This window comes from Hominenteromicrobium sp. (assembly GCF_046974225.1).
GTDB lineage: Bacteria > Bacillota > Clostridia > Oscillospirales > Acutalibacteraceae > Hominenteromicrobium > Hominenteromicrobium mulieris.
This window is the reverse complement of the sequence record NZ_JBKWAE010000008.1, coordinates 109,516-131,326: the sequence shown is the minus strand read 5'-3', so window position 1 is coordinate 131,326 and position 21,811 is coordinate 109,516. Positions and strand designations below refer to the sequence as shown.

Annotated in this window: 19 protein-coding genes; 3 read left to right on the top strand and 16 right to left on the bottom strand. The window is 53.0% G+C overall.

Going from position 1 to position 21,811, the window contains the following annotated elements:
- Positions 1-144 precede the first annotated feature (144 nt).
- Together ACLTX1_RS08075 and ACLTX1_RS08070 are read left to right on the top strand one after the other, a co-directional pair.
- Positions 145-3,210 carry an RNA dependent RNA polymerase gene (locus tag ACLTX1_RS08075; RefSeq protein ID WP_343285182.1) on the top strand — a complete coding sequence of 1,022 codons (3,066 nt, stop codon included), beginning with the start codon at positions 145-147 and terminating at the stop codon, positions 3,208-3,210.
- A 115-nt stretch (positions 3,211-3,325) separates the two neighbouring features.
- On the top strand, positions 3,326-3,934 hold the full coding sequence (locus ACLTX1_RS08070; protein ID WP_412330719.1) for a hypothetical protein: 609 nt from the start codon (positions 3,326-3,328) through the stop codon (positions 3,932-3,934).
- A 111-nt stretch (positions 3,935-4,045) separates the two neighbouring features.
- Here the strand turns inward: ACLTX1_RS08070 and ACLTX1_RS08065 are convergent, their stop codons facing one another.
- From ACLTX1_RS08065 to ACLTX1_RS07990, 16 genes are all read right to left on the bottom strand, one after another.
- Complete coding sequence (locus ACLTX1_RS08065; protein WP_308449201.1) at positions 4,046-4,219, bottom strand: hypothetical protein; 174 nt, start codon at positions 4,217-4,219, stop codon at positions 4,046-4,048.
- Between the two features lie 17 nt (positions 4,220-4,236).
- A complete protein-coding gene (locus ACLTX1_RS08060) occupies positions 4,237-4,458 on the bottom strand; it encodes a hypothetical protein (RefSeq protein WP_308449200.1) in 222 nt (73 codons plus the stop codon).
- 394 nt (positions 4,459-4,852) lie between these two features.
- Entirely contained in the window at positions 4,853-5,314 is a 462-nt protein-coding gene (locus ACLTX1_RS08055) for a DUF6550 family protein (protein WP_308449199.1), read from the bottom strand.
- Positions 5,311-5,790, bottom strand: coding sequence for a DUF6809 family protein (locus ACLTX1_RS08050; protein WP_308449198.1), 480 nt, complete (start codon positions 5,788-5,790; stop codon positions 5,311-5,313). Before ACLTX1_RS08050 ends, ACLTX1_RS08055 begins: the two co-directional genes overlap by 4 nt.
- A 6-nt stretch (positions 5,791-5,796) precedes the next feature.
- Complete coding sequence (locus ACLTX1_RS08045) at positions 5,797-6,771, bottom strand: IS5 family transposase (RefSeq protein ID WP_177696324.1); 975 nt, start codon at positions 6,769-6,771, stop codon at positions 5,797-5,799.
- 278 nt (positions 6,772-7,049) lie between these two features.
- The gene (locus ACLTX1_RS08040) at positions 7,050-9,251 is read right to left on the bottom strand and encodes a pyruvate formate lyase family protein (protein WP_055658130.1); all 2,202 of its coding nucleotides are present in this window, start codon (positions 9,249-9,251) and stop codon (positions 7,050-7,052) included.
- A gap of 20 nt (positions 9,252-9,271) precedes the next feature.
- A complete protein-coding gene (locus tag ACLTX1_RS08035; protein WP_055658128.1) occupies positions 9,272-10,177 on the bottom strand; it encodes a glycyl-radical enzyme activating protein in 906 nt (301 codons plus the stop codon).
- A 150-nt stretch (positions 10,178-10,327) separates the two neighbouring features.
- Positions 10,328-11,455: a Gfo/Idh/MocA family protein gene (locus ACLTX1_RS08030; RefSeq protein WP_066863967.1), complete on the bottom strand. Its 1,128-nt coding sequence runs from the start codon at positions 11,453-11,455 to the stop codon at positions 10,328-10,330.
- 92 nt (positions 11,456-11,547) lie between these two features.
- Positions 11,548-12,435, bottom strand: a complete 888-nt coding sequence (locus ACLTX1_RS08025) for a sugar phosphate isomerase/epimerase family protein (RefSeq protein ID WP_055658125.1) — start codon at positions 12,433-12,435, stop codon at positions 11,548-11,550.
- A 19-nt stretch (positions 12,436-12,454) separates the two neighbouring features.
- A complete protein-coding gene (locus tag ACLTX1_RS08020) occupies positions 12,455-13,576 on the bottom strand; it encodes a Gfo/Idh/MocA family oxidoreductase (protein ID WP_308449196.1) in 1,122 nt (373 codons plus the stop codon).
- 35 nt (positions 13,577-13,611) lie between these two features.
- Positions 13,612-14,709, bottom strand: a complete 1,098-nt coding sequence (locus ACLTX1_RS08015; protein ID WP_055658121.1) for a Gfo/Idh/MocA family protein — start codon at positions 14,707-14,709, stop codon at positions 13,612-13,614.
- A gap of 179 nt (positions 14,710-14,888) precedes the next feature.
- Positions 14,889-16,460, bottom strand: a complete 1,572-nt coding sequence (locus tag ACLTX1_RS08010; RefSeq protein ID WP_308449195.1) for a response regulator — start codon at positions 16,458-16,460, stop codon at positions 14,889-14,891.
- On the bottom strand, positions 16,453-18,225 hold the full coding sequence (locus ACLTX1_RS08005) for a sensor histidine kinase (RefSeq protein WP_395507460.1): 1,773 nt from the start codon (positions 18,223-18,225) through the stop codon (positions 16,453-16,455). Before ACLTX1_RS08005 ends, ACLTX1_RS08010 begins: the two co-directional genes overlap by 8 nt.
- A gap of 133 nt (positions 18,226-18,358) precedes the next feature.
- Positions 18,359-19,324, bottom strand: a complete 966-nt coding sequence (locus ACLTX1_RS08000) for an IS5 family transposase (RefSeq protein WP_256192486.1) — start codon at positions 19,322-19,324, stop codon at positions 18,359-18,361.
- A gap of 19 nt (positions 19,325-19,343) precedes the next feature.
- The gene (locus ACLTX1_RS07995; protein WP_395507464.1) at positions 19,344-19,667 is read right to left on the bottom strand and encodes a DNA repair protein; all 324 of its coding nucleotides are present in this window, start codon (positions 19,665-19,667) and stop codon (positions 19,344-19,346) included.
- Positions 19,668-19,682: 15 nt separating this feature from the next.
- Positions 19,683-20,285, bottom strand: a complete 603-nt coding sequence (locus tag ACLTX1_RS07990; protein ID WP_395507465.1) for a TetR/AcrR family transcriptional regulator — start codon at positions 20,283-20,285, stop codon at positions 19,683-19,685.
- A 407-nt stretch (positions 20,286-20,692) separates the two neighbouring features.
- Between ACLTX1_RS07990 and ACLTX1_RS07985 the strand changes: the two genes are divergently transcribed.
- Positions 20,693-21,811, top strand: coding sequence for a tyrosine-type recombinase/integrase (locus tag ACLTX1_RS07985; RefSeq protein WP_395507466.1), 1,119 nt, complete (start codon positions 20,693-20,695; stop codon positions 21,809-21,811).

The window sequence follows — 21,811 nt, the reverse complement described above, 5'->3', positions numbered from 1 at the left end:
CAAGTCAATTTTACCAAAAAGGGGCTCCGCTTTCTATACCATATGAGTGATTTCGGTTTCAGCCATGGCCGGGAACCATTGATATTACTGCTCTTTTGAAGTTTTGCTCATGGCTATAGAATAGAAGCATGAGGAGGTGAGCCGATGCCGCTGGTAAAATACAGGATCTACGAGCTGTCCGCCAGAGCTGTGATCAGCTATGGCAGGCAGCAGGACGGGACATATACCTTCCATCTCAGCGCCGCCGAGACAGAGAAATGCAAATCACTTTCCGCACCTCACGAGCAGGACGATAACGCACTGTTCTATCAGATCATGTGCGTGCTGCACGGCGATACCTTCACCGGAAGACCCGGTGGGCAACTGGTGACTGACCTCTCGGACATCATTTTCTATATAGACTTCTCCGGCATCTTCGACCGGAGCGGTGCCAGAAAGAAATACCGGATCCGGCAGGAAAAAGCGAAGGCCCTGTTCCGTCCCGAGGGCGTGAGCCTTGATTTTGGCTCCGGGCCGCATCGCTACCTCGCCTTTGAGCGTTCGGGCAGCATGAGCCGGCAGGCGCGGCTGTCCTTCATCCGAGAGGATTTTTATGATGCGGTGCGCCGCCGCATCATGATGGATATGACCATCGGTGACTGCCAGCTCAGCAAACTCTACGCCTACAACGGCCTGATGCTGTCCAGCGGTATCCGCATTGACGGCATCGACATTGACCGCCCCCACCGGGTAGTGGTCGTTGACAATCCGGTACGAACACCCCCGCCCACAGAGATGATTACGGTGGAGGATGACGGGGCGCAGAACAGCACCCGCAAATATCACCGGGTGGAGACGATGGCCACCGTCGAGGTTACCTGCTTCGACGGCGAGGGGCTGATCTCCAAGCAGTATGCCCGCCTTGTTGATGAGAAGCTGTGCGGAAGGAAAGTCCACACCTCATTTCAAATTCGTATGCCATATGTGAAAGGCATGCTGCACGAGGTGGACTTCAAGGATTATCTTGACCGCAGCGGCGCGGACACCATCACCGATCTGTGGGGCGTGCAGCATCCGATTCAGAAGATTGACATCATCCTCACCAAAAGTATGTTCAAGGGCTGCGGCTGGCTGAACGAGAGCGGCATGAGCTGGGAGGACTATTGGGCGATGTTCCGCAAGTACCGCCATGCGCTGTACATTACCAATGTGAGCAAGGAGAAACCGGAACAGACCACCGAGCTGAACTATCAGTTTCTGACCACCGTTTCCATTCAGGGTGACGAGTTCCGCCCTGCCGATCTGCCGGACGGCTGGGACCACAGCCCGGAGACAGACGAGCGAAATTGGCTCACCAAGCAGACCGAGCTGGCGTATTACAACTTTTGCGCCGATGAGTCGTTTCGGCGGAATTATTTTCTGGAGAAGTTTGAACGGGTCAGCTGGTGGGAACGGCATCAGGGCAAAGACCAGATCCTTGCCGCTGTGCTGAAAAAGAATCCACACTTCATCAACGAACCAATCTACGCCAAGCGATTAGAGGCCGAAGCGGACAAAATTGCAGAGCAGTACGCCGTCGGACGGCTGATTGTGGCGGGAGACAACCGGTATCTTTCTGGGGATCTGCTGGATTTTTTGAATTGCCTACCTGTTACGAAAACCGGAACAAGTAAAAAAGCGAACACCTTTATCAATTTTCGCTGGGGGCTGGAGTTGAACCATCAGAATTTCTTTGCTCCGAGCGCGGCTTACCAATCCAGTCATGTCTGCACGCTGCTGCGCAATCCGCACATTGCCCGGAATGAAGAAATGCAGCTTTATCCTCTTGAAGACAGGAAAAATTTACACGATCAATACCTCGGCCATCTGACGGATGTTGTTATGGTTGGCTACACTTCACTCGCCGCAGAGCGTTTAGGCGGTGCCGACTACGACGGCGACATGATCAAGACGATCAGCGACCCCATTTTGAACGAATGCGTGAAACGAAACATCTATCACGATCCTCCGCGGCCGCGGAGCGTATTTTCCCGGTCGCACAACCTGCCACTGCTGATGATCCCCACGGTCCAGCCTCAGATCCGCAGCGCCGACGACTGGGAGGCCCGCTTCGAAACGGTCCGCAGTACCTTCTCCTCCCGCGTCGGCCAAATCTGCAACGCCGCATTGGATCGCAGCATCATTGCCTACAACGAAAACTCCGACGCCGAGGAACGGGAGCGCTGCTGGGAGGAGACGGAGACATTGGCCATTCTCACCGGGCTGGAGATCGACTCGGCCAAGAGCGGCATTCGCCCTGATCTGGATGAGTATCTGACCCATAAGACCGTCAAGCGCAGCGACTTTCTCAAATATAAAACGCTGGTAGAGGAGATGGAGACCCGGCGTGCCTGGTATGAGCCTACCCATGCGACCAAGGTGAAAGCGTTTTTCAAAAAGGTGGATTGGAACAAGGTGGACTCCAATGTGGAGCGTCTGCCGTATTTGGCACAGCAGCTGAAAAAGAACACGCCGCGCATCAAGGCAAGGCCTGCCAAGGATGAGGAGCTGTTTTCCTTCGCCCGGCAGCCGGACTGGAAGGGGCAGCTGACCCCCGATAAGCTGGCAACGGTGGATGCGCTGCTGCAAGATTACGATGCCTGTCTCTCCCGCATCCGGGCCTGCCGTGTTCCGTTGAAGGAGAAAAAGCGGAAGAGCGATGTGGAGCGCATCCTGTATGCCAGAGGACAGGAGGATACATACGATCCCGACGAGCTGTACGCCCTGTTCGGCAGTCTGCCGCCGGAAAGGGTGTCCGCTCTGCGACGCGCCATGCGGGAACAGGTATGGCACTTCATGGACGAGGATGCACGGGAACGTTTCCTGCGGGAATGGCTGCCGGAGTTTGAAGATATATACGATCTACTGACCGATTTCCGCTTCGGCGGCTACCGCATCCTGGGAGACATTGTCTGTGATATGGCGGACGAGAACACCGGCAGGGAGAAAAAGCGGCTGTTTCGTGAAAACGACTCGAAGGCTTTCACTGCCATGATGAGCGCCTTTGCGGACAAGTCCCCTTCCCGGAGCTACCGTGATGCGGTGACGGCCAAGTGCCGGGAACTGCTGACCGCTATCGTGAGACCGACTTTGGCTGTGCGCTATGTGGTGGCTCTCGGCAGGCGTGACCTGCTGTGGGATCTGCTGCCGGAGTACATCGAGAAAAATGTTCTGGAGGTGCGGGATGATTAACGAATGGGAGGAATTCTGCGCATATACCGGAACGGTTTCCTATACCGCCAGCAAGAAGAGCGATACGACATGGCTGGGCCGATTCACCTTTGCCACGATCCTGGAGTTTGAGGGGATGGCTCGGATTTTGACCATTCTGGCCCGCGGATATTTGTTCCACGATAAAAACGGGACAGTCATTTCGGGTGATTCCCACGATCGGATCGACTACGCCCGCCGCGCGCTCTGCGCATGGTGCAGTGTGCCGGAGGACGGGAAGCGTGCGCCGGGCAAGGAATGGCAGCTCCAGACGGACTTTTCGGAGCTGCACACGGAGTTCCCGGAGCTGGTGGACGCGGACGGGATCGGCTGGTTTCTCCGTCATGTCCTCCGCACTGCGGACTTCATGCTGACGCACCCGGAAAATGTGCGCAGCACCTCGCTCAAGTATGCGGAGGTCATTCAGTCAAAATTTGCCGCCGCGTGGCGAAGCAAGGTGTTGCAGTATCAGATCCCGATTTTTGCGCCCCAAACCAAGGGTGCCTGGACGCTGATCCGCTATTACCTCGCCAACCGACAGGATGATTGCGAGTGGGTGGTCCTGCCAGTAGCAAACTTTGACGCCTATTTCGGGGACACCAGCTTCAGCAAGAAGTATCTGCCCAAGATCCCGGTAGAGATCATGGAGCGGAGCAACGCCTTCGGCATCAGCCGGTATCGAATCACGGAAGAATATCTGCCATAGGATACAGACAGCGGGACAAGCCTTACGGCCTGTCCCACTATTTTTCTGTCTGGATTTTGAAAGTGTTTTCCTTGTCTATGGCGGTGCAGCCGCTGAGCTACTGCCTAAGGTTTAGTCATCGTCATCGGCCCATGATGAAATCATGTGAATATCGCCGGTGTTCATATCCATCGCCATGTAATCGCCCATGCGCATCATGAGATTCCCATCGGAGTCCCTCGCTATACTGTCAGAAATGCTCATGGCGAAGTCGTCGTCATCGTAGTCGAAAAAGTGCTTTGACATACCGTAACCTCCAATTTTTAATCATCGTATTCCGGATAGTCCGGTGCCCACAGGGGCATCCAATGTGCTTTGTTTCTGCGGTTTGCATTGTGAGTTTTCTGGTGCGTTCTGTGGTTTGGATTCATCTGATTGGCACGATTGTCTGCGTCAGTTCGATATGTCTTGTTATTGGGATTATGCAGATTTGCCCAGTGATCCAGCTGTTCTTTGGTATGTGTTTTTCCTGACACCTTTCCCATAATTGGCCTCCTTTCTGAGCCGAAAAAAGCCCACGCACTTTGCTTCGTGCGTGGACTGCGATCATCCGGAAGACCGCTTTGCACGCAACAAAACAAACCCGACGAAAGAACACTTTCTTCGGTTCGATTTTGTGGTGCAAAGCATCGAAACAACAGGGGGGGGGGACAACGACAGTCAACCAGCAAACTGCTTTCTCAATTCCATAATGAGAATTTGATTGGAATCAATAGTTTCGAGGATTTACTCATTTGTCTGCAAGATTGTCTATGTCTCTGCCGTTCAATATGATTCGTACTCTCATGCTACGAACGATCAAAGTTCAGGACAGTGCAACAATTTAGCGTTATCATGATAACACGAATGGGAAGCGAATGCAATGGGCAACTACACATTTCACCCCGTGATCCCAATTTTGTTGCCGTTTTCGTAAATATCCGTACCATCTTCACAGTAGTTTGGCCCCTCGTACTCCACCCAGCCGAAACCCGCCACATAGACTTTCTCACCGGGCTGCAGTTCTTTAGGCGGTTGGGATGGAGTTGGCTCTGGTGCGGAATTTTTAGTGGGTGACTGCTCTGCGGAAGGCTGGAGTTCAGAATCTGCGGGCATTTCAATAGGCTCTGTCTCTGGTTCAGGACGTTCCTCTTGGGATGCTTCTTGCTGCGGAACCGCCCCTTTTTCCTTCTCTGCCAGTGCTGCGGGTTCCTCAATTTCTCCAACGGTCGCTTCCTTGGCGCTCACAGTGGTTTCTGCGGCTGGGACGGGTGTTTCCTCGACCGCGTTGCCATGTGGCCACACAGCGGCGCACAGGGCGACACATGCGGCAATCATTGCCACTATGATGAGTTTCTTCATTTCTCTTCCTCCTTAGATGTGAAACGCGCCCTCAACTCCATTGCCGTTCGGCAGGAGACTGAGCGCTCGTTTTCGTAATAGTTCAATTCCATGGAGAGTTTCCACGCCAGTTCAAATCCGGTGATAAAGCTGTCGATGGAGGTGTCCTCCGCAATACGGTCTTTTGCGTCGATGATCCGGGGCACCAGCCGACGCTCCGGCTTTCCCAACGCCTCGCTAAGTGCTCGGTGGCACTCCTCAATTTCCTGCTTCTGCGCCGAGAGTTCGGGTGGGGTATAAAAACAGTCATATAGGTTTTTCAGCAGCTTGTATTTCATGCGCTCGCCTCCTTGCAACACAAACATATACCACAGTTCGACGGAAACAGCTACTGAAACTTTTAAGGCAACACCGCAGAACACGCAAAAGGAAAGGCCCTGTGGGAAGATTCCACCCGGCAGGGCATATATACGCCATTCCATCAGCGCTGCAGCCACACTGATTTAAGCCGTCAGGCAGGATCGCCTGTCAGCCAGAATCAGATTCGCCAGCGCGAACAGGATATTCAATTTGGCAATCTGTTTTCGCAGACCTCGGTACCTAGTTTTCCGGTATCGAAGCTGGCCCTTTACTACCCCAAAGACATGCTCTACCTTGGCCCGTACGGAGGATTTCTCCTTTTCGCGGCGTTTGATCTGCCCGCGGGAACGATTGTCTGCGTGTTTACTCTGCGAGGGCCGTCTGTTGATTTTGTAACGGATCCTTTTGCCCTGGCCATTGACATTGAAAAGAACGGCGTCTTCCCGCTTTTCAGCGCCCAGGCAGCCGCTGTCGCCATATACGCTGTCCTCATCGCCGGTTAAGAGCTCCGGCACCATCGTCACATCATGGATGTTGGCGCTGGTGACCTTTACTGTGTGAACCAACCCGCTGTCTTTATCCACGCCGATGTGAGCTTTATAGCCGAAGTGCCAGCTGTTCCCCTTTTTCACCGAGTGCGCTTCCGGGTCTCGTTTCTTTTCCCTGTTCTTTGTCGAGGACGGCGCTGCGATCAGGGTAGAGTCCACTATGGTTCCCTTCTTCAGCAGCAGGCCTCTTTCCTGCAGCAGATATACCACCTGCGCAAACAACTTCTCCTGCAGCCCGCTGCGGAGCAGCAAATTCCGGAACCGACCCAGTGTATCTCCGTCCGGCACCTGATTGCTCGATTCCACTCCGCAGAATTCCGAGAATGCACGGCTGTCGATCACTTCCGCTACCGTTGCCTTGTCCGACAGATCATACAGGTTTTGAACCAGATAAATCCGCAGCATCCGTTCTAGATCGTAGGGCTTATTGCCGCGCTCTCCTTTGTAATAGTGCGGCCGGATCAGTTCGATCCACTCTCCCCACGGCACGATGCGCTCTATCTGACTCAGAAATTCTTTCTTCTTTGTCCGCACCTGGCTCAATTCATCGCTCAGGCCCGACAGACTCATCTGCTTATCCATAGTATTATTATATCATATTTTTTCTTTGTGCGGTGTTGCCATAATTTCTTTTACTCTCCCCGGCCTAGTCGGGGGCTCTCGTTTCGCTAAAGTATATCAAAACAGGGAGGCACCGCTTGCACGATGCCTCCCTGCAGAAAGTTTACGTATCTGACCAAATGATTTCTGATATTTCTTTATGCTTCCTGCTCAGCCTGCCATTTAGGATTTATTTTCGCAATAAAACCGTGACGTAGAAAAAACAGAAGCCAAGCCAAATCATTTGTTCATCCCTGTATGAGAATACGATCCACCACCAGTTTTCTGAACTCCGGAGTCAGAGAGCAGAAGTACGCCGTAAAGCCCGTGACGCGTACCACCAGGTTGGGGTACTTGCTGGGGTCCTTGTCGGCTTCGAGAATCTGCTGACCGTTCACAATATTGATGTTCAGCAGGGTGGCCCCCTGCTCGAACAGCGTCATGATATAGTCGGCGATCTTTTGCACAGCCTCCTCACCGCGCCCCATACCAGGGTCAAGCTCCAGCTGTACCGGCGCGGTATTCCCATAGCCCGGCTGCACCGCGCAGATGGAATTGCTCATTGCGGTGAGGGCGCCGTCCTTGCGGAAGCCGGGGTGCGGGTTGGCCCCATGGTTGATCGGCTCGAAGGCGTGGCGGCCGTTGGGGGTGGCACCTACCTGCTTGCCGAGCACAATCGTATTCGACCAGCTGAACCAGCCGGGGATAAACTGGTAGCCCGGATACTTCTGGCTGACGGAGCGCACCTGGTTGGAGTATGACTCCGAAATTTTCACCGCCCACTGGTCGCTGATGGTGTTTCCGCCGCCGTAGCGGGCACTGCGGGAGAGCATCTGGCGTACAAGCTCACCGCCCTTATCCTGGAAATCTGTTTTCAGATGATGGTAAAGCGTCTCCCAGTCGATCCGCTTCTCCTCCTCCACCCGCTGCTGCAGTGCGCCAAAAGAGTCCGCCACCGTGGCAATAGCCGAGCCGTCCATGCAGAGGTTGTAGTACATGGCGCCGCCGCACGTCATATCCAGACCCTTTTCGATAGGACCATGACTGATCAGGTTCAACATCAGCTCCGGCTCGTTGTACTGTTGGTACCGCAGGTGGAACGCGATACCCTCGGCAGTTACCTCTACAGCCCGGGCCATATGTCTCTGGTACAGATCCCACAGCAGTTGTGTGGAGTATGGGCCCTTATGGCTCATCATCTCATCCATGGCAACCTCGAACACCTTAGCGCTGTTGATTTTGATGCAGTCATTCAAGCTGTACTCCATGCCGGGCAAGCTCATCCAGTGGCAGCCCACCGCGATCCTCTGCCGGGCAAGCGATTCGGGATAGCCCAAACGCATGAAGCCTCTGTTCAGGGCCTCGTCACCGGAAAAGCGCGGCCAGCCGTTCTTGTTCTTGAACAGGTAGTCCACCGCTTTGTTCAGGAACTTTCTGTCGATGTTTTCGTCCACTCTTACCGTGATGTTGCAAGCCGAATCCAGCTTATCCGCTCCCTCGAGCACCATATAGCTGAACTCGCTGAGCAGGGGATCGCCGTTTTCGTTTGTCCCTCCGATCTGGTAATAGTGCGGATCGTTGAGCAACAGACAAGCGATGTAGAAGATCGCCTCGTCCCTGGTGATCCTCCCCTCTTTCATGTCGGCATCGTAGTACTGTTTGAGCACGTCATCGAGCTGGAAACCCGCTCCGTCGCGGTTGTAGGTGCGGCTGGCCATGTTGAACCAGCAAACCCACTGACAGGCTTCCCGCATGGTTTTGGGCGCACCGTTGAGGATGTTGCGATTTACCTGCGCCATTTGAAGCAGGTTTTCCCGCAGGACCGGATGGCGCTCCACACGGGCCAGACGCTCGCTCTCCTCAATCGCGTGCGAGATCCAGTTCTGCACACCGTGCACCACAAGTTCCTCCGCGTCGTAAAACTCTGCGTGTTCGGGGTGCTTTTTGCGGTAGAAAGCCAGCTTTTCCAAGATCCCGCCCCAGCCAAGGCTCAACCCGATCCGGTAGTCGCCGCCGAAGTGCGCGTCCGAGCCGATCCCGGAGATAATGCCATACAGTTCCTGTTCCGGCTTGAGATCATCGTAGGGAAAATTCGGGTTCCAGTTCAGCCCCTTGTCCGGGGATTTCTCGTCAAACCAGATCATACTGAACATCCAGCGGCAGGTGAACGCGTCCACCGGATCAATGTAGACCGGGTGCTCAGTCATCAGCTTGTAAAAATTCTTGCTCCACCCGTCATACCCGTACCAGGAACCGTTCTCATGGTTCGGAATGCAATGGAACTGGTACGTCTCCGGAGCCGGGATGCTTCCATAGTCATCCCCGTCCTGATACACCTTCATGGTGGACTTCACCCTGGTTTCCTCAAGCTTTCTTTCCTTTAAAATTTTGATCCTGTCATCGTAGCTCATGGGAGCATCCGGCTGGAATATATTGATTCTGTTGACCATACAACCTCTCCCTTTCTTCGTCAGCCTACCCTCACGGAAAGTCCGGGCGTTTGAGCGGCCACCCATTTCAGGCGTGCTGCGCCTTCCTCTCCAGTGGGGCGGGTCCCGGCAAATGTATTGTCCATCTGCAGGGCGTCATACTTGCTCTCTCCCAGGGGATTGAACAGCAGAAGCTCATAATATTGAGCGCCTCCCAGGGTTCCCACGTAGTTGGCAATGCTGCCGATCTCCTCCTCCGTGTCGTTCACTCCGGGGATCACCGGGGTACGCACCAGATAAGGCTTGCCGGAAGCCGCCACCTTCTTTGCGTTCTCCAGGATTTGACGATTGCTCACGCCGGTCCAGCGTCTGTGCGCTTCCTCATCGAAAATCTTGATGTCGAACATCACCAGATCGAGGAAGGGCAGCATTCTTTCGTAGACGCTCCATGGCGCATGCAGGTTCGTCTCGATCGCCGTGGAAATTCCCTCCTTTTTCAGGGCCTGCAGCAATTCCAGGGCAAATTCTGGCTGCGTGGAAACCTCGCCGCCGGAGAGTGTTACGCCGCCGCCGGAATTCCGGTAGTAAGCCCTGTCCTGCAGGATCTCCTCCATCACTTCCTCAACGGTCATCTCCTTTCCGGACATGACGAGAGCACCGGAGAAGCAGTTCGCGGCGCAGGCTCCGCAGTGCTTGCAGGCGGTGCGATCGTACTGCAGGGCACCGTTTTTGCCGAGGGTTCTGGCTCCCGCCCTGCAGGCCTCCACACAGGCGCCGCAGCCAATGCATTTGTCCGGATAAATCATCAGCTGTGGCCGAACCGACAGCGTTTCCGGGTTATGGCACCATTTGCACGCCATGTTGCACCCCTTGAAAAACACTGTGGTGCGGATCCCCGGTCCGTCTTTCAGCGCAAACCTCTCGATCTCCGTTATGATTCCTTTCATGGATTCCTCCCCTTCCGTTGTCGTCTCGCACACCAGAACAGGGGGCTCTCCCGCCCGGGCAGAGTCCCCCTGTTGCGTTTCGTCCCAAGGCGAAACGGCAAGTTCTTCCGTCACGCCGTGCTCTGTGCAAATATCCCTTGCAGCTTCCGCTTACCGGTCCAGTTCCTGAGCAGTGACTTCCCTGCCCAGCTGTGCAGATTTGTAAAACGCTTCGATGATCGCAACCACATTCATAACCTCGTCCTTCTGGATGGGGTATTCCTCCATGGTCATTTCCCCGTTGAGGACCTTCAGGATGTAGTTCATCTCGTGGATGTGGCCGGTGAAATCTGAGAGCTCCGTATATGGGTCGGGGAAAACTCTCGGCAAAACGTCGGCCTGGTAATTGCCCTGCGTCGTGAGCAGCTTGAGTCCATCGTCCCCAATGGTCAGACCGCCCTTGTCTCCGCAGATGCTGACAGTGTTGCTGTTGGGCAGATTCAGCGCCCAGGAGATCTTGAAAGTGACTGTCATGCCATTTTCCAGACGAATGTAGCCGTTGGCAAATTCCTCAACATCAAACTCTTTCATGTCGAACTTTCTGGGAGTGAACAGACCGGTGGGAGCTCCGCTCTCCGCATTGGAGAACTCAATATTCTTCTCCTTGTTGACGATCCTGGTCACAGCACTTCCACTGACGGAAACCATCTTCGGGTTACCGGAAATTGACATCAGGTAGTCGCACATATGAACGCCCAGGTCGCAGAAGGCGCCGCCCACATTTTCTTTCGCCATGTGGAACATGCCCCATCTCGGAACGCCGCGGCGCCGGACCAGGTTCAGATCCGCGTAGTAAATGTCTCCCAGGCAACCGCTTTTTGCCAGTCCGGCAGCCGCTTTGAAGTTACCCGTGAAACGCAGAGACTGGATGACAAACAGATGTTTCCCCGCCTTCTCCGCCGCGTTGAACATCTCCTCCGCATCCGCGCAGGTTACAGCCACAGGCTTTTCGCAGACTACATGGCAGCCCGCACGGAAACCGGCAAGGGTATACTCCTTGTGGTATGCGTTCGGTGTGCACACGGAGATGATGTCGGGTTTCTCCTCCTCCAGCATTTTATACGGATCCACATAGTACTTGGGGATCCCGTGACGCTCGGCGGTTTCTTTGGCGGCTTCCTCGCGGATATCTGCCACTGCGACAATCTTCACCTTGTCACCCATGGCTTTGTAGGCGGGAATATGTGCCGCGTTGCAAATCATACCGTTGCCGATGATGGCAACCTTATACTGCTTCATTACTCCTACTCCTCTTCCAAAAAAACATAATTTTTATTCGGCGCCGCGCCCGGATCGAGGGGGATACCCCCTGTGTGCCTCCAGACGGCAGCTCAGTATTCACCCGCAAGGCAGAGCTTGAGATGATCCATCGCCTGCTTGTTGTAGCGGCGGGGGTTGTCTGTGAACTCCAGCTCGACAGAAAGGTTCCCGTCATACCCGACATTCTTCAGCGCCTGAATCACAGCGGGATAGTCGGTGATGCCGCAGCCGGCGGGGATGTTGTTTCTGGAGACGGCATCGCTGTCTTTGCAGTGAACATTGAAAATACGTTTGCCTCCCAGCATGTAGATCGTCCATTCCGGATCGATGTGCTGCATGATCAGGTGGTTCGTGTCCAGCTGAATGCCGAAATCCGGGTCATCGACGTCCTTGAGCAGCTGCAGCATGGCGTGCGGTGTGGAGATCATGGAATAGGGGAAGCACTCCACGGACATGCGCAGCCCGTACCGCTTTGCAATGGCCAGACACTTGCGGTAACTGTCCATCAGGGTATCCCAGTCCTTCTGGTAGCAGTAGTCGGCGGGCATATGGTATCCCTGCTTGATCGCCGGTGCGGCGGGGTTGAACTTCCAGGGGGTTGCGCCGCAGGGCATCGGCACCAGCGTGGAGACAATCCGGCATCCGATCCACTTTGCGGCCTGTGCGGCCTTCTCGAAGTGCCTGACGCTGTCCTCCCTTTTTTCGCTGCAGGCGTCGTTCCACGAAGCGTCCTGGAAGACGAACACGTTGGGTTCAAGGCCGATGGAGCGGGAGTGATCCCCCAGCGCCCGGCAGGCTTCCTCCGTGAAGAATTCATCCAGTGCTTCCGGGGTTCCCAGATAGTCCACGCCCTCGAAGCCGAGTTCACGGATCTGATCCGCGATTCGGATCAGAGAGTCCCCATGCGGCATATCCTCCGGGATCGGCGTCCAACCCCAGGAAACGTTTGCAAGTTTCATGTAGCATCCTCCTCTTATATTACCCAATCGTCCAACAAGCGGTTTTTACTTCTTCCATTTTCAACGACCGGCTGGAGCGAATTCCCGCATCCAACATAGCGGCAGACCAAAGATTGTTATTGAGATCCATGGTGTAGTGTACCGGTTCTCCGGTCTCCAGGTGATGGAAGACCTCCTGAGCCAGGTTGGATCTTCCCTCAGGCAGCGGGTAGTCGTCGGAGCAATACACCTTGCTGGGCGTTGTGGAATAACGATCGAGGTAAACACAAACGTTGGCATGAATGCCGTGATCGCCGCCGTTTTCCACAATCAGGGCGCCCTTTTCGCCCCAGACAATGGGCCCGGAGGGATAGCCGCTGCTTATGGTGTTCCAGGTTCCCTCCAGAATGGAAACCGCCTCGGGGTACCGAACCATCAGGGAGGCGTAGTCCTCCGCGTCGCCAAACCGGTGGTTAAAGTTCGCCTTCAAGCCATACACGCCCTGAGGCTTTTCGCCCAGGTACCAGTTGGAAAGGATGGTGCCGTAGCAGCAGTAGTCCAGCAAGCTGCCGCCTCCCGCCGCTTCCTGATGCCACCATTCCTTGCCCAGCTGCCGATCCGTCATGACCTGGCCGTAAGAGAACGGACCCATGGAATCCGGGTTGCGGAACTGGAAACGGTACACCTTTCCCACAACGCCTTCGCTGACAAGCTTCTGGCCCAGGCGGACGCTGGCCTGCCATGTGGTCGGCCAATTGATCATGCAGTCCGCCTTACCGATCCGGGAAGCGCGGGCAATAGCCATGGCGTGTTCAGTGGAATAGGCCAACGGCTTTTCCACCACCACGTGGATCCCGCGCATGAGGATCTCGGGGATAATGATTCCGTGAAACGCGTTCTCGCAGTTCACAAGGACAAGGTCGGGTTTGAGATCGAGAAGATCACGGTAATCCTCAAACACGCGGGTGAACCCACACTGCTCCTGACAGAGCTTCAGGTTCATGGAGCGGCTGGAGCTTTCAAAATATTCAGACTCTACCATCGGCTTGATATCCGAGGCACCGATCCATTCCACGCGCTCCGGCATGGACAGAAACGGCTTGATCTGATCCAAAACGTGCATGTGAGCGAAGCCCACCAGACCAATGCGATATTTCTTCATAACATTCACCTCATCTGTGATCAGTTCCCCTCTGCTCAGAAAGTGGTGTGCAGCGGGACAATGCTCTTTGTCTTGATCGCTTCCGGAATAGTGCACATGATGTCCACCACGTGTCTGGCGTGCTCCGGGGGCAAACCGACGGGACGGTCCTCCTCAATGGCATGGATCAGATCCTGAACCACCTTGCATTGGAAAAAGTTCATCTCAGAAGCCGGAACATCCCACTCCATAGGCTTCAGCCAGCCGCGAATACCGCGCTCCGGCGCATCAAGGTAAACTTCCAGCGAATCGAGCGGGTTCATGTTACCGTTGTTGACGAAAGTGATCGTTCCCTTTGTACCGAAAATCTCCATCTGAGGTGCGCGGCTGTCCTTCTGGCAGAAACCAGACTCCACCACCGCCATGGTTCTCTCGCCGTAATCGAGCGTAATGATGTAGTTATCGTACAGCTGGTCGGCCTGGATCTGCATGCCGTCAAAGGTACCGGTTCTTACCGTGCGGACAGGCTCGGAGATTTTGGCCATGCAGCCCACAGCCTTCGCGGGACCAAGGATGCCCGTGGTCATGGTAAGGCCGTGGACGCCCATGTCGTACAGGGCGCCGCTGCCGGGCCGGTGGAACCAGGTGGGGTCCGCCGTGCGGTACTGGAAATATTCCGGGCCGCCGTGGCAAACGTTGGTGTGCACCTTCATAATCTCCCCGATGCAGCCGTCGGCAATCAGCTTTTTGGCAAAGCGGATGTCGTCACGCAGCATGTGGATCGGTGAAGCAGTGTATTTCACACCGGCTGCCTTGGCAGCCTCGATCTGCTCGGTCACCTCCTCCACCGTCAGGCCGACGGGCTTCTGTGAGTAAAGATGCTTTCCGGCCCGCAGCGCCTTCATGTTGATCTCGTGGTGCGCTGGGATCGATGTCGTGTTCATCAGGATCTCGAAGTCACACTTCTCCAGCAGTTCATCGATGCTGGTGTACCAGGCCGGCACATGAAATTTTTCTGCATAGTTCTTTGCTCTCTCCGGGATGATATCGCAGACTGCAACCAGATCCGCCTCCGGAATCTCGCCGATCCGGGGAAGATACGTATTGTCCGCGATCGATCCGCAGCCAATTAAGGCAACCTTCCATTTTTTCATTTCTGCATTCCTCCATTTTGTCTGTTTTCCCGAATTAGGTTACTTATATCATAGAGAATCTGTTCACTATTTTCCATAAACGCTGTTGAAGAAAATATCAGGATATTGAACAATTTTAGTACACAAAGCTTAAACCCGCGGAGGATCTTGAACTTTATTTATTCATATTGACCTTTCCCTCACTGCTTCAGGCCGTTCCTGTACTCTGCCGGAGTGCACCGCATAATCTTTTTAAAGACGATATTAAAATGGGTGGAGCTGTTGAAGCCGGTAAGCTCTGCCACCTCGTAGATTTTCAGCCGGAAGTCGTTCAGGTACTCCTTCGCCTGTTCAATCCGGATTCTGTAGATATAGTGCTGCACGGAAACTCCGAGCTTTTTTTGGAACAGGCGGCAGAGATAAGACTTACTGATCATCAGGTGGTCGGCGATCTCATCGAGCGAGATGTCGCCGCGGCTCAAATTCTGCCGGATATAATCCGCCGCCTCGCGAATCAGGTAGTTTTTCTGGTCAAGAGCCGGCTCTCCTGTCTTCAACCCCTTTTGGAAGTCCTCAAGGAAACGCTGCGCTTCCTCCACGGTTTCGCAGGCCTGAAGCTTTTCCACCGTTTCTTCCGGCGCCTTTCCCTCCTGCAGGAGAAGGAAGCGCACCATATTGGAGAAAAAGTTCTGCACCCCCATAACGTCCAGGTTCTCCCTGTGGTGCTGCTGCAGCCACTGGATGAAAGCATAAAATCGGGAAAAGATTTGCGTGTATTGCTTCTGCGACACACAGATATTGATATCGCCAAGGCATTCCTTGACTTCCGGGCGGCTCATCGTCCGATCCGGCTTGCGCATCTCCTTGATAAGGAACCTGTCCGGCTGAAAATAGTGAAGCTGCAGAGAGTAGCGCGCGTGCTCGAACGCCTCCGGCAGTGCAGAGAATTTCGAGACGGCGCTGCTGACACCGTAGCAGGTGTCAGCATTCAGATAATTCTGGAACACGGTGTGGAGTTCGTGGACCAGGCTGCAGGCTTTCTCCTCCCACTGGGTGCTGCTGACACTGTTCTGACTGCTCAGCAGGATAACATACCGGTTTTCCTGCAGAAGAAAAACTTCCAGTTCCTGCGTCCACTGGTGCAGCACTTCCACTGTGAGGTTGATAACGCTTTGTTCCAGTGGGAAGGGGCGTCCCTCTCCGTAACGGGCCTGTACTTTCTGGTAATTCTGCACTGCAAACACAATGCAGCAGAGGTTTCCTTCCCGGATGTGCAATTGACTGACAGGCAACTGCCGTTCAGCAGGTTCGCTGCTGCCGGTGATCAGACGGTGCAGGCAGACATGACGCGCGTAGCTGTCCCAGCCTCCCTGCCCCTCGTCCTGCTTTTTGCACAGTGAGTGCCGTACCTCCTCCAGAACCGTCAGGATGTTCGCGCTGTTGATCTCATTTTTTCTCAGGTAATCGAACGCACCGTTCTTCATTGCCTCTTTTACAAAACAGAAATCATCGTGGCAGCTCAAGATAATAACCTTGCACTGAATCTTCAGCTTTTGCAGGGATTTCAGAACTTCGATCCCGTTCATCACCGGCATACAGACGTCGAGCAGGACGATATCCGGGTGTTTTTCCCTGATCATCTCCAGGCCGGTCTGCCCGTTGTCCGCTTCTCCTACAATCTCATAGCCATACTCTTCCCACGCCACAGAAGATTTGATTCCGAGCCGGACCAGGCTCTCGTCATCAATGATCGCGATCCCGATGTTACGCATTTGCCATCTCCTCCTTATAGATACGGGCTGGAATTTCCACAATCACCCTCGTGTACTTGCCGGGTTCGCTGTCGATTTGAATACCGTACTCCTCTCCAAAAATATACTGGATTCTCTTATTCACATTATAAAGACCGATCTTGTTAAACGAATGGGAGTTGAGGGGATGATCTTCCTCCAGAGCCTGTCGGATCTTCTCCTTGCTCATCCCTTTGCCATTGTCGATCACCTCATACAGAATACGGTCTTCTTTTCGGGTAATGTTGATCTGCACCGTGCATTGCCGGACCATACTGCTGAAACCGTGGTAGATGGAATTCTCTACGATCGGTTGCAGAAGGAATTTCAGCGTTTCGCAGTTTTCCAAGCCCGGCTCCACATGGACATCAACAAAGATCCTGTCGAAATATTTGAGGTTGATCAGGTTGATGTAGTCCCGGATCAGATCGATCTCGTCCTGAATCCGGATGACCTCCCGGCTGTTTTTGGAGGAAAACTGCATGAGCTTGATCAGGGAATCCAACGCCGTTACCATACGCTTGGATCCTTGCACATCCGCCATCCACTTGATGGAATTGAGCGTGTTGTAGATAAAATGGGGATTGATCTGGGATTGGAGCGCCATGAGTTCTGCCCTGCGCAATTGGATCTGCGTCTCGTAGTTTTTGATGGTGAGGGCGTTGATCTCGTTGATCATGTGCTGGTAGCTGCGGGAAAGGCCTTTGATCTCCACCTGATTTTCAGGGAGCGGAATCCCGCTTTTTTCCTCTTCAAAGCGCTGGAGCTTCACATAAAGCTCCTGAAGCGGACGTGTAAAGATTTTGGAAATAAAGATTGAAACCAGAACTGCCAGAACCGTAAGGATCAGCATGAGGAGGAGCGTCATATAAGGAACAACGGCGATCTCTTGATCCAACTGGCTGCGTGGAATCATTTTGACGCTTTTCCATCCCAGGCTTTTGGAGCCCGAGACGATCGTATCGTACAATTTCCCGTCGATTCGGCAGGAAGAAATGCCGTCTTCCAGGCCGCCCTGAAAGAATTTACCGCCAATCTCCTCCGTCAGATTGCTGAACACAACGTTGTTTTCGTCATCCAGCAGGTAAAACCGCTCCTGCGAATCTTCCTTGAAAGCCGGCCAGCAGGTCTGGAGATCGTGTACGTTAATGTTGATTAGCATAGTGCCAAGCAGTTGGGAATCATATGGGGAGTAAATTGATCTTCCGACAGTTACGCAATAGGGGCTGGCTGCGTCGGAGAATGCGTACACCAGACGGTTTTGGTGCACTCCCACCAATACTTTCGCCCCCTCTTTACTGGCAATCTTTTCGTACCACTCTTCCGCATGGATATCATAGGACGGATTGACGTTTCCCTCTGTGCAGTAGTAAAACATGCTGTTGTTCCTCGGAAATATGGCGATAGTCTCTATTCTGCCATCCAGGTAATAGCCGTCCTTGTAAAGCAGCTTGTCCACCTGTGCCTTGTCGCGGTATCCTTCGAGAGGTGAACTCTGTTCCTCATAGCTTTTCTGCAGAATGTCTATGAGCTCTTCATTCATTAGCAGGGAATCGGAAATCTTGAAGATTGAATTGAAAAAGTTATCAACGCTGTAAATAATCTGGCTGTTATTCTGCAGCTCCTGCTGCTGCACGTTGCTCAAAAGGACCCCGCTGAAATACTGATAATAAAAGCCTCCCAGTACCACCGCGGGGATCACCGCAATTATGAGCATAGACAATGTCAGCTTTTTTCTCAACGACATATCGTTTTCCTTTCTCGAAAGACTATCGTCCTATGGCAGCACCGCACAATTGCTGAGGCAAGCGCTGTCGAATCACCCATCAGGCAGGAAACCATAGGCTTCCCGGCGCATTTCTTCGCGAGAGCGCACAACTTCAAGCCGCCAGGCAGGGCCTGTCAGCCAGAAGCAGATTCGCCAATGCGAACATGATATTGAATTTGGCTCGCTGCTTTTCGAGCCCTCGGTATCGCGTTTTTCGAAATTGCAGCTGTTTCTTGACGACACCGAATACGTGCTCTACTTTTGCCCGAACAGAAGACTTTGCGTGTTCTGCTTTCTTTGCGGCATACTGGCCGCTCTTGCTCAGCTTTTTTAATTGAGATGGACGTCGGTTAATTTTGTATTTGATCTTGCGTCCGGATTTGTTCCGAACGATCGCGTCCTCACGGTTCCCGGCTCCAAGATAGCCACTGTCGCCGTAAACGACATCTTCCTCACCGGTCAGCAGGGATGAAGTCTGCGTCACATCATGGACATTGGCTGGTGTCGCCTCCACTGTGTGTACCAGTCCGCTGTCCTTATCCACCCCAACATGGGCTTTATAGCCAAAGTGCCATGTGTTGCCCTTCTTGACCTGATGTGCATCCGGATCCCGCTTTTTCTCCTTGTTCTTGGTGGAAGACGGCGCGGAAATAATGGTGGAATCTACGATCGTTCCCTTTTTCAGGATAAGGCCCTGTTCAGTGAGCGCGGTAACAACTTGTGCAAACAGTTTCTCCTGCAGTCCATTCTTCACCAGCAGGTTCCGAAAGCGGCCAATGGTATCTCCGTTCGGCACCTGATTGCTGGAATCAACGCCGCAGAAATCTGAAAATGCCCGGCTGTCGATTGCCTCCGCCGCTGTTGCTTCATCACTCAGGTCATACAGATTTTGCAGCAGATACAACCGCAGCATGGTCTCCAGTGGATAGGGTTTATTGCCGCGCTCTCCTTTGTAATAGCACGGCTGGATCAGCGTAAGCCATTCCTTCCACGGGACGATCCGCTCGATCTGGGCTAGTAATTCTTTCTTCTTTGTCCGTACCTGCGCCAACTCATCACTAAGCGCAGACATTGTCATCTGTTTATCCATGGTCTTATTATATCACTTCTGGCAGTATCGCGCCTACTTTTCTGTGCGGTATTGCCTTAATCTGTTGGCATACTTGCTCCTGTCTGCCGCTGAGTGACCGGATATTTTCCAGATACTGTTCAGCCGCTTGCTGGGCAGCTTCAAACACCTGATTAAGCTGCAAGGATGCTTCTGCAATAGATCCGGCCTGATTGATCTTTAGCTGGCGGTCAGATAACAATCGCTGCAGTTCATCAACCTGAGCCCGTAGCCGATCATTCTCTCGGCTCTGTTCGACCAACATTTCCAGAAGAGCACTGCGGTTCAGTTTTCGCAATTCTTTATCGGTCAAAGGTCACACCCTCCTTCATATCGCATCTCGTCGATCCTTCATCCTGAGATAGGGAGCCACGGAGGCAAGAGAAAGCGTAAAATAATGTGAACGGGCCTCATCACTATCTGTAAGTTCACCGCTATATACTCTCATTGCCAGATTCATCATGTTGTCCAGAATATGCTGAAGAAGCGCCTGAACATTTGCGGTCCCATCAAAGCAGCCATGAATGGCATCGGCCAACGGCCGAAAACGTTCCTGATGCTCCGTCTGGGAACACTGTTCATAATACGTGGAATAATAGTACCGGACATAGAACTGAATGGATTCCTGATGATCCATCATGTATTTCCAAAGGCGAAACCAGATGACTCGGCATCTGGTTTCCGTGTCCGGAATCAGACTGTGGACAGACGAAAAAACCCGTGAAAACTCGTCCGCTAATTTGGTATCCTCGCGCGTAAAAGTGGAGATCAGAAGGTCATCCTTATCTTTGAAAAACTGGTAGATATAAGGATTTGGGACCTGACAATCTGAGCTGATTGTACGAACACTTGCTTTATCCAGTCCGTCGCGGGCAATGACCCGAACGGTACTGTCAATCAGTGCTGACGCAACATCCCTCACTTTTTCCACCAATGGTCTCCTCCCTTGAAACTTTCATATAGCAAACGCTATTCTTATCTTAAAAAAATTTGCAAACTCAGGCATGTATGCGCCTGATCCTTGCATCTACACGGTTTCGGAACGGGAATTGGCTCTGCCTAATCGGCCCATCCGATTCTTTCGCAGAGTTCCCAACTCTATTCGCTGTGATTATACCATATGCGGCCCCAAAAATCAACAGAAAGAGCTTGCTTTTTTCCTTTTTCTGCTGGATTCGACACGGATTTTTCGAGGGCTCAAGGTCGAGATAGCGTGTCGCTGGGGCAGTCTGAAGTTTTTGTTGAATCATTCGCCGTCAGAACTTCCGTCTGATGGAGGTTTTTTCACAGATCAGCGCTAAAATAACCATATTCAAAATCTGAAGGAGGAACATCATTATGCCTAGAAAAGGAGAAAACATTTATAAAAGGAAAGATGGCCGTTGGGAAGCCCGTTATGTAAAGGGATGCACAACGGAGGGAAAAACCGCATACGGGTACTGCTATGGGAAGACTTACCGAGAGGCGAAAGCAAAGGTAACCGAGGCGAAGGCTCGTTTGGTACAGAACCTTCCGCACACAGGCGGAGGTACCCGCAGATGCTTTTCCAGCTACTGCGATGAGTGGCTGAAGATCAACCGGAGCAAAGTCAAAGAATCCACATACGTCAAATACCTTTCCATGTTGGACAAGCACATAAAACCCAAACTGGGTAACTACTATGTCCAGTCGTTATCCTCCGTCCTGATCGAGCAGTTCTCGTATGAGTTGTTGTCTGAAAACGGATTATCTCCGAAAACAGTACGGGACATTCTCACCTTGCTGCGTTCAATTCTGAAGTATGTTTCCCGTCAACTTCCGTCTATGCCGCATATCGATATTGTGTATCCCAAGGATTCACGGAAAGAAATGCGTGTCCTGAACAAGGACGAACAAGCAATATTCACAAGCTATCTTCTCACGGATATGGATGCGCGAAAATTTGGAACGCTGCTTGCACTGATGACCGGGATGCGGATCGGCGAAATATGTGCGCTGCGATGGTCGGATGTCGATCTTTCCGAAAATGTTATTCATGTGCATTACACTATGCAGCGGATCAAAGATACCAGTGAGGAAGGTCAAACAAGAACGAAGGTAATTATCACTGAACCCAAAAGTGAGACTTCCATCAGAGACATTCCATTGACAGAATATGCGGCGGGGCTTTGCAGACGTTGGAAAGCAAAGAACCCCGCCGCCTTTCTTTTAACGGGAACTGAAGATCAGTTCATGGAACCCCGTTGCCTGCAGAACAGGCTGAAGGAGTACACAAAGAACTGCAATCTGGAGGGGGTACATTTCCACACCCTCAGACACACATTTGCAACCCGGTGTGTCGAGGTGGATTTTGAGATCAAATCCCTCTCTGAAATTTTAGGGCAACACCGCAGAACACGCAAAAGGAAAGGCCCTGTGGGAAGATTCCACCCGGCAGGGCATATATACGCCATTCCATCAGCGCTGCAGCCACACTGA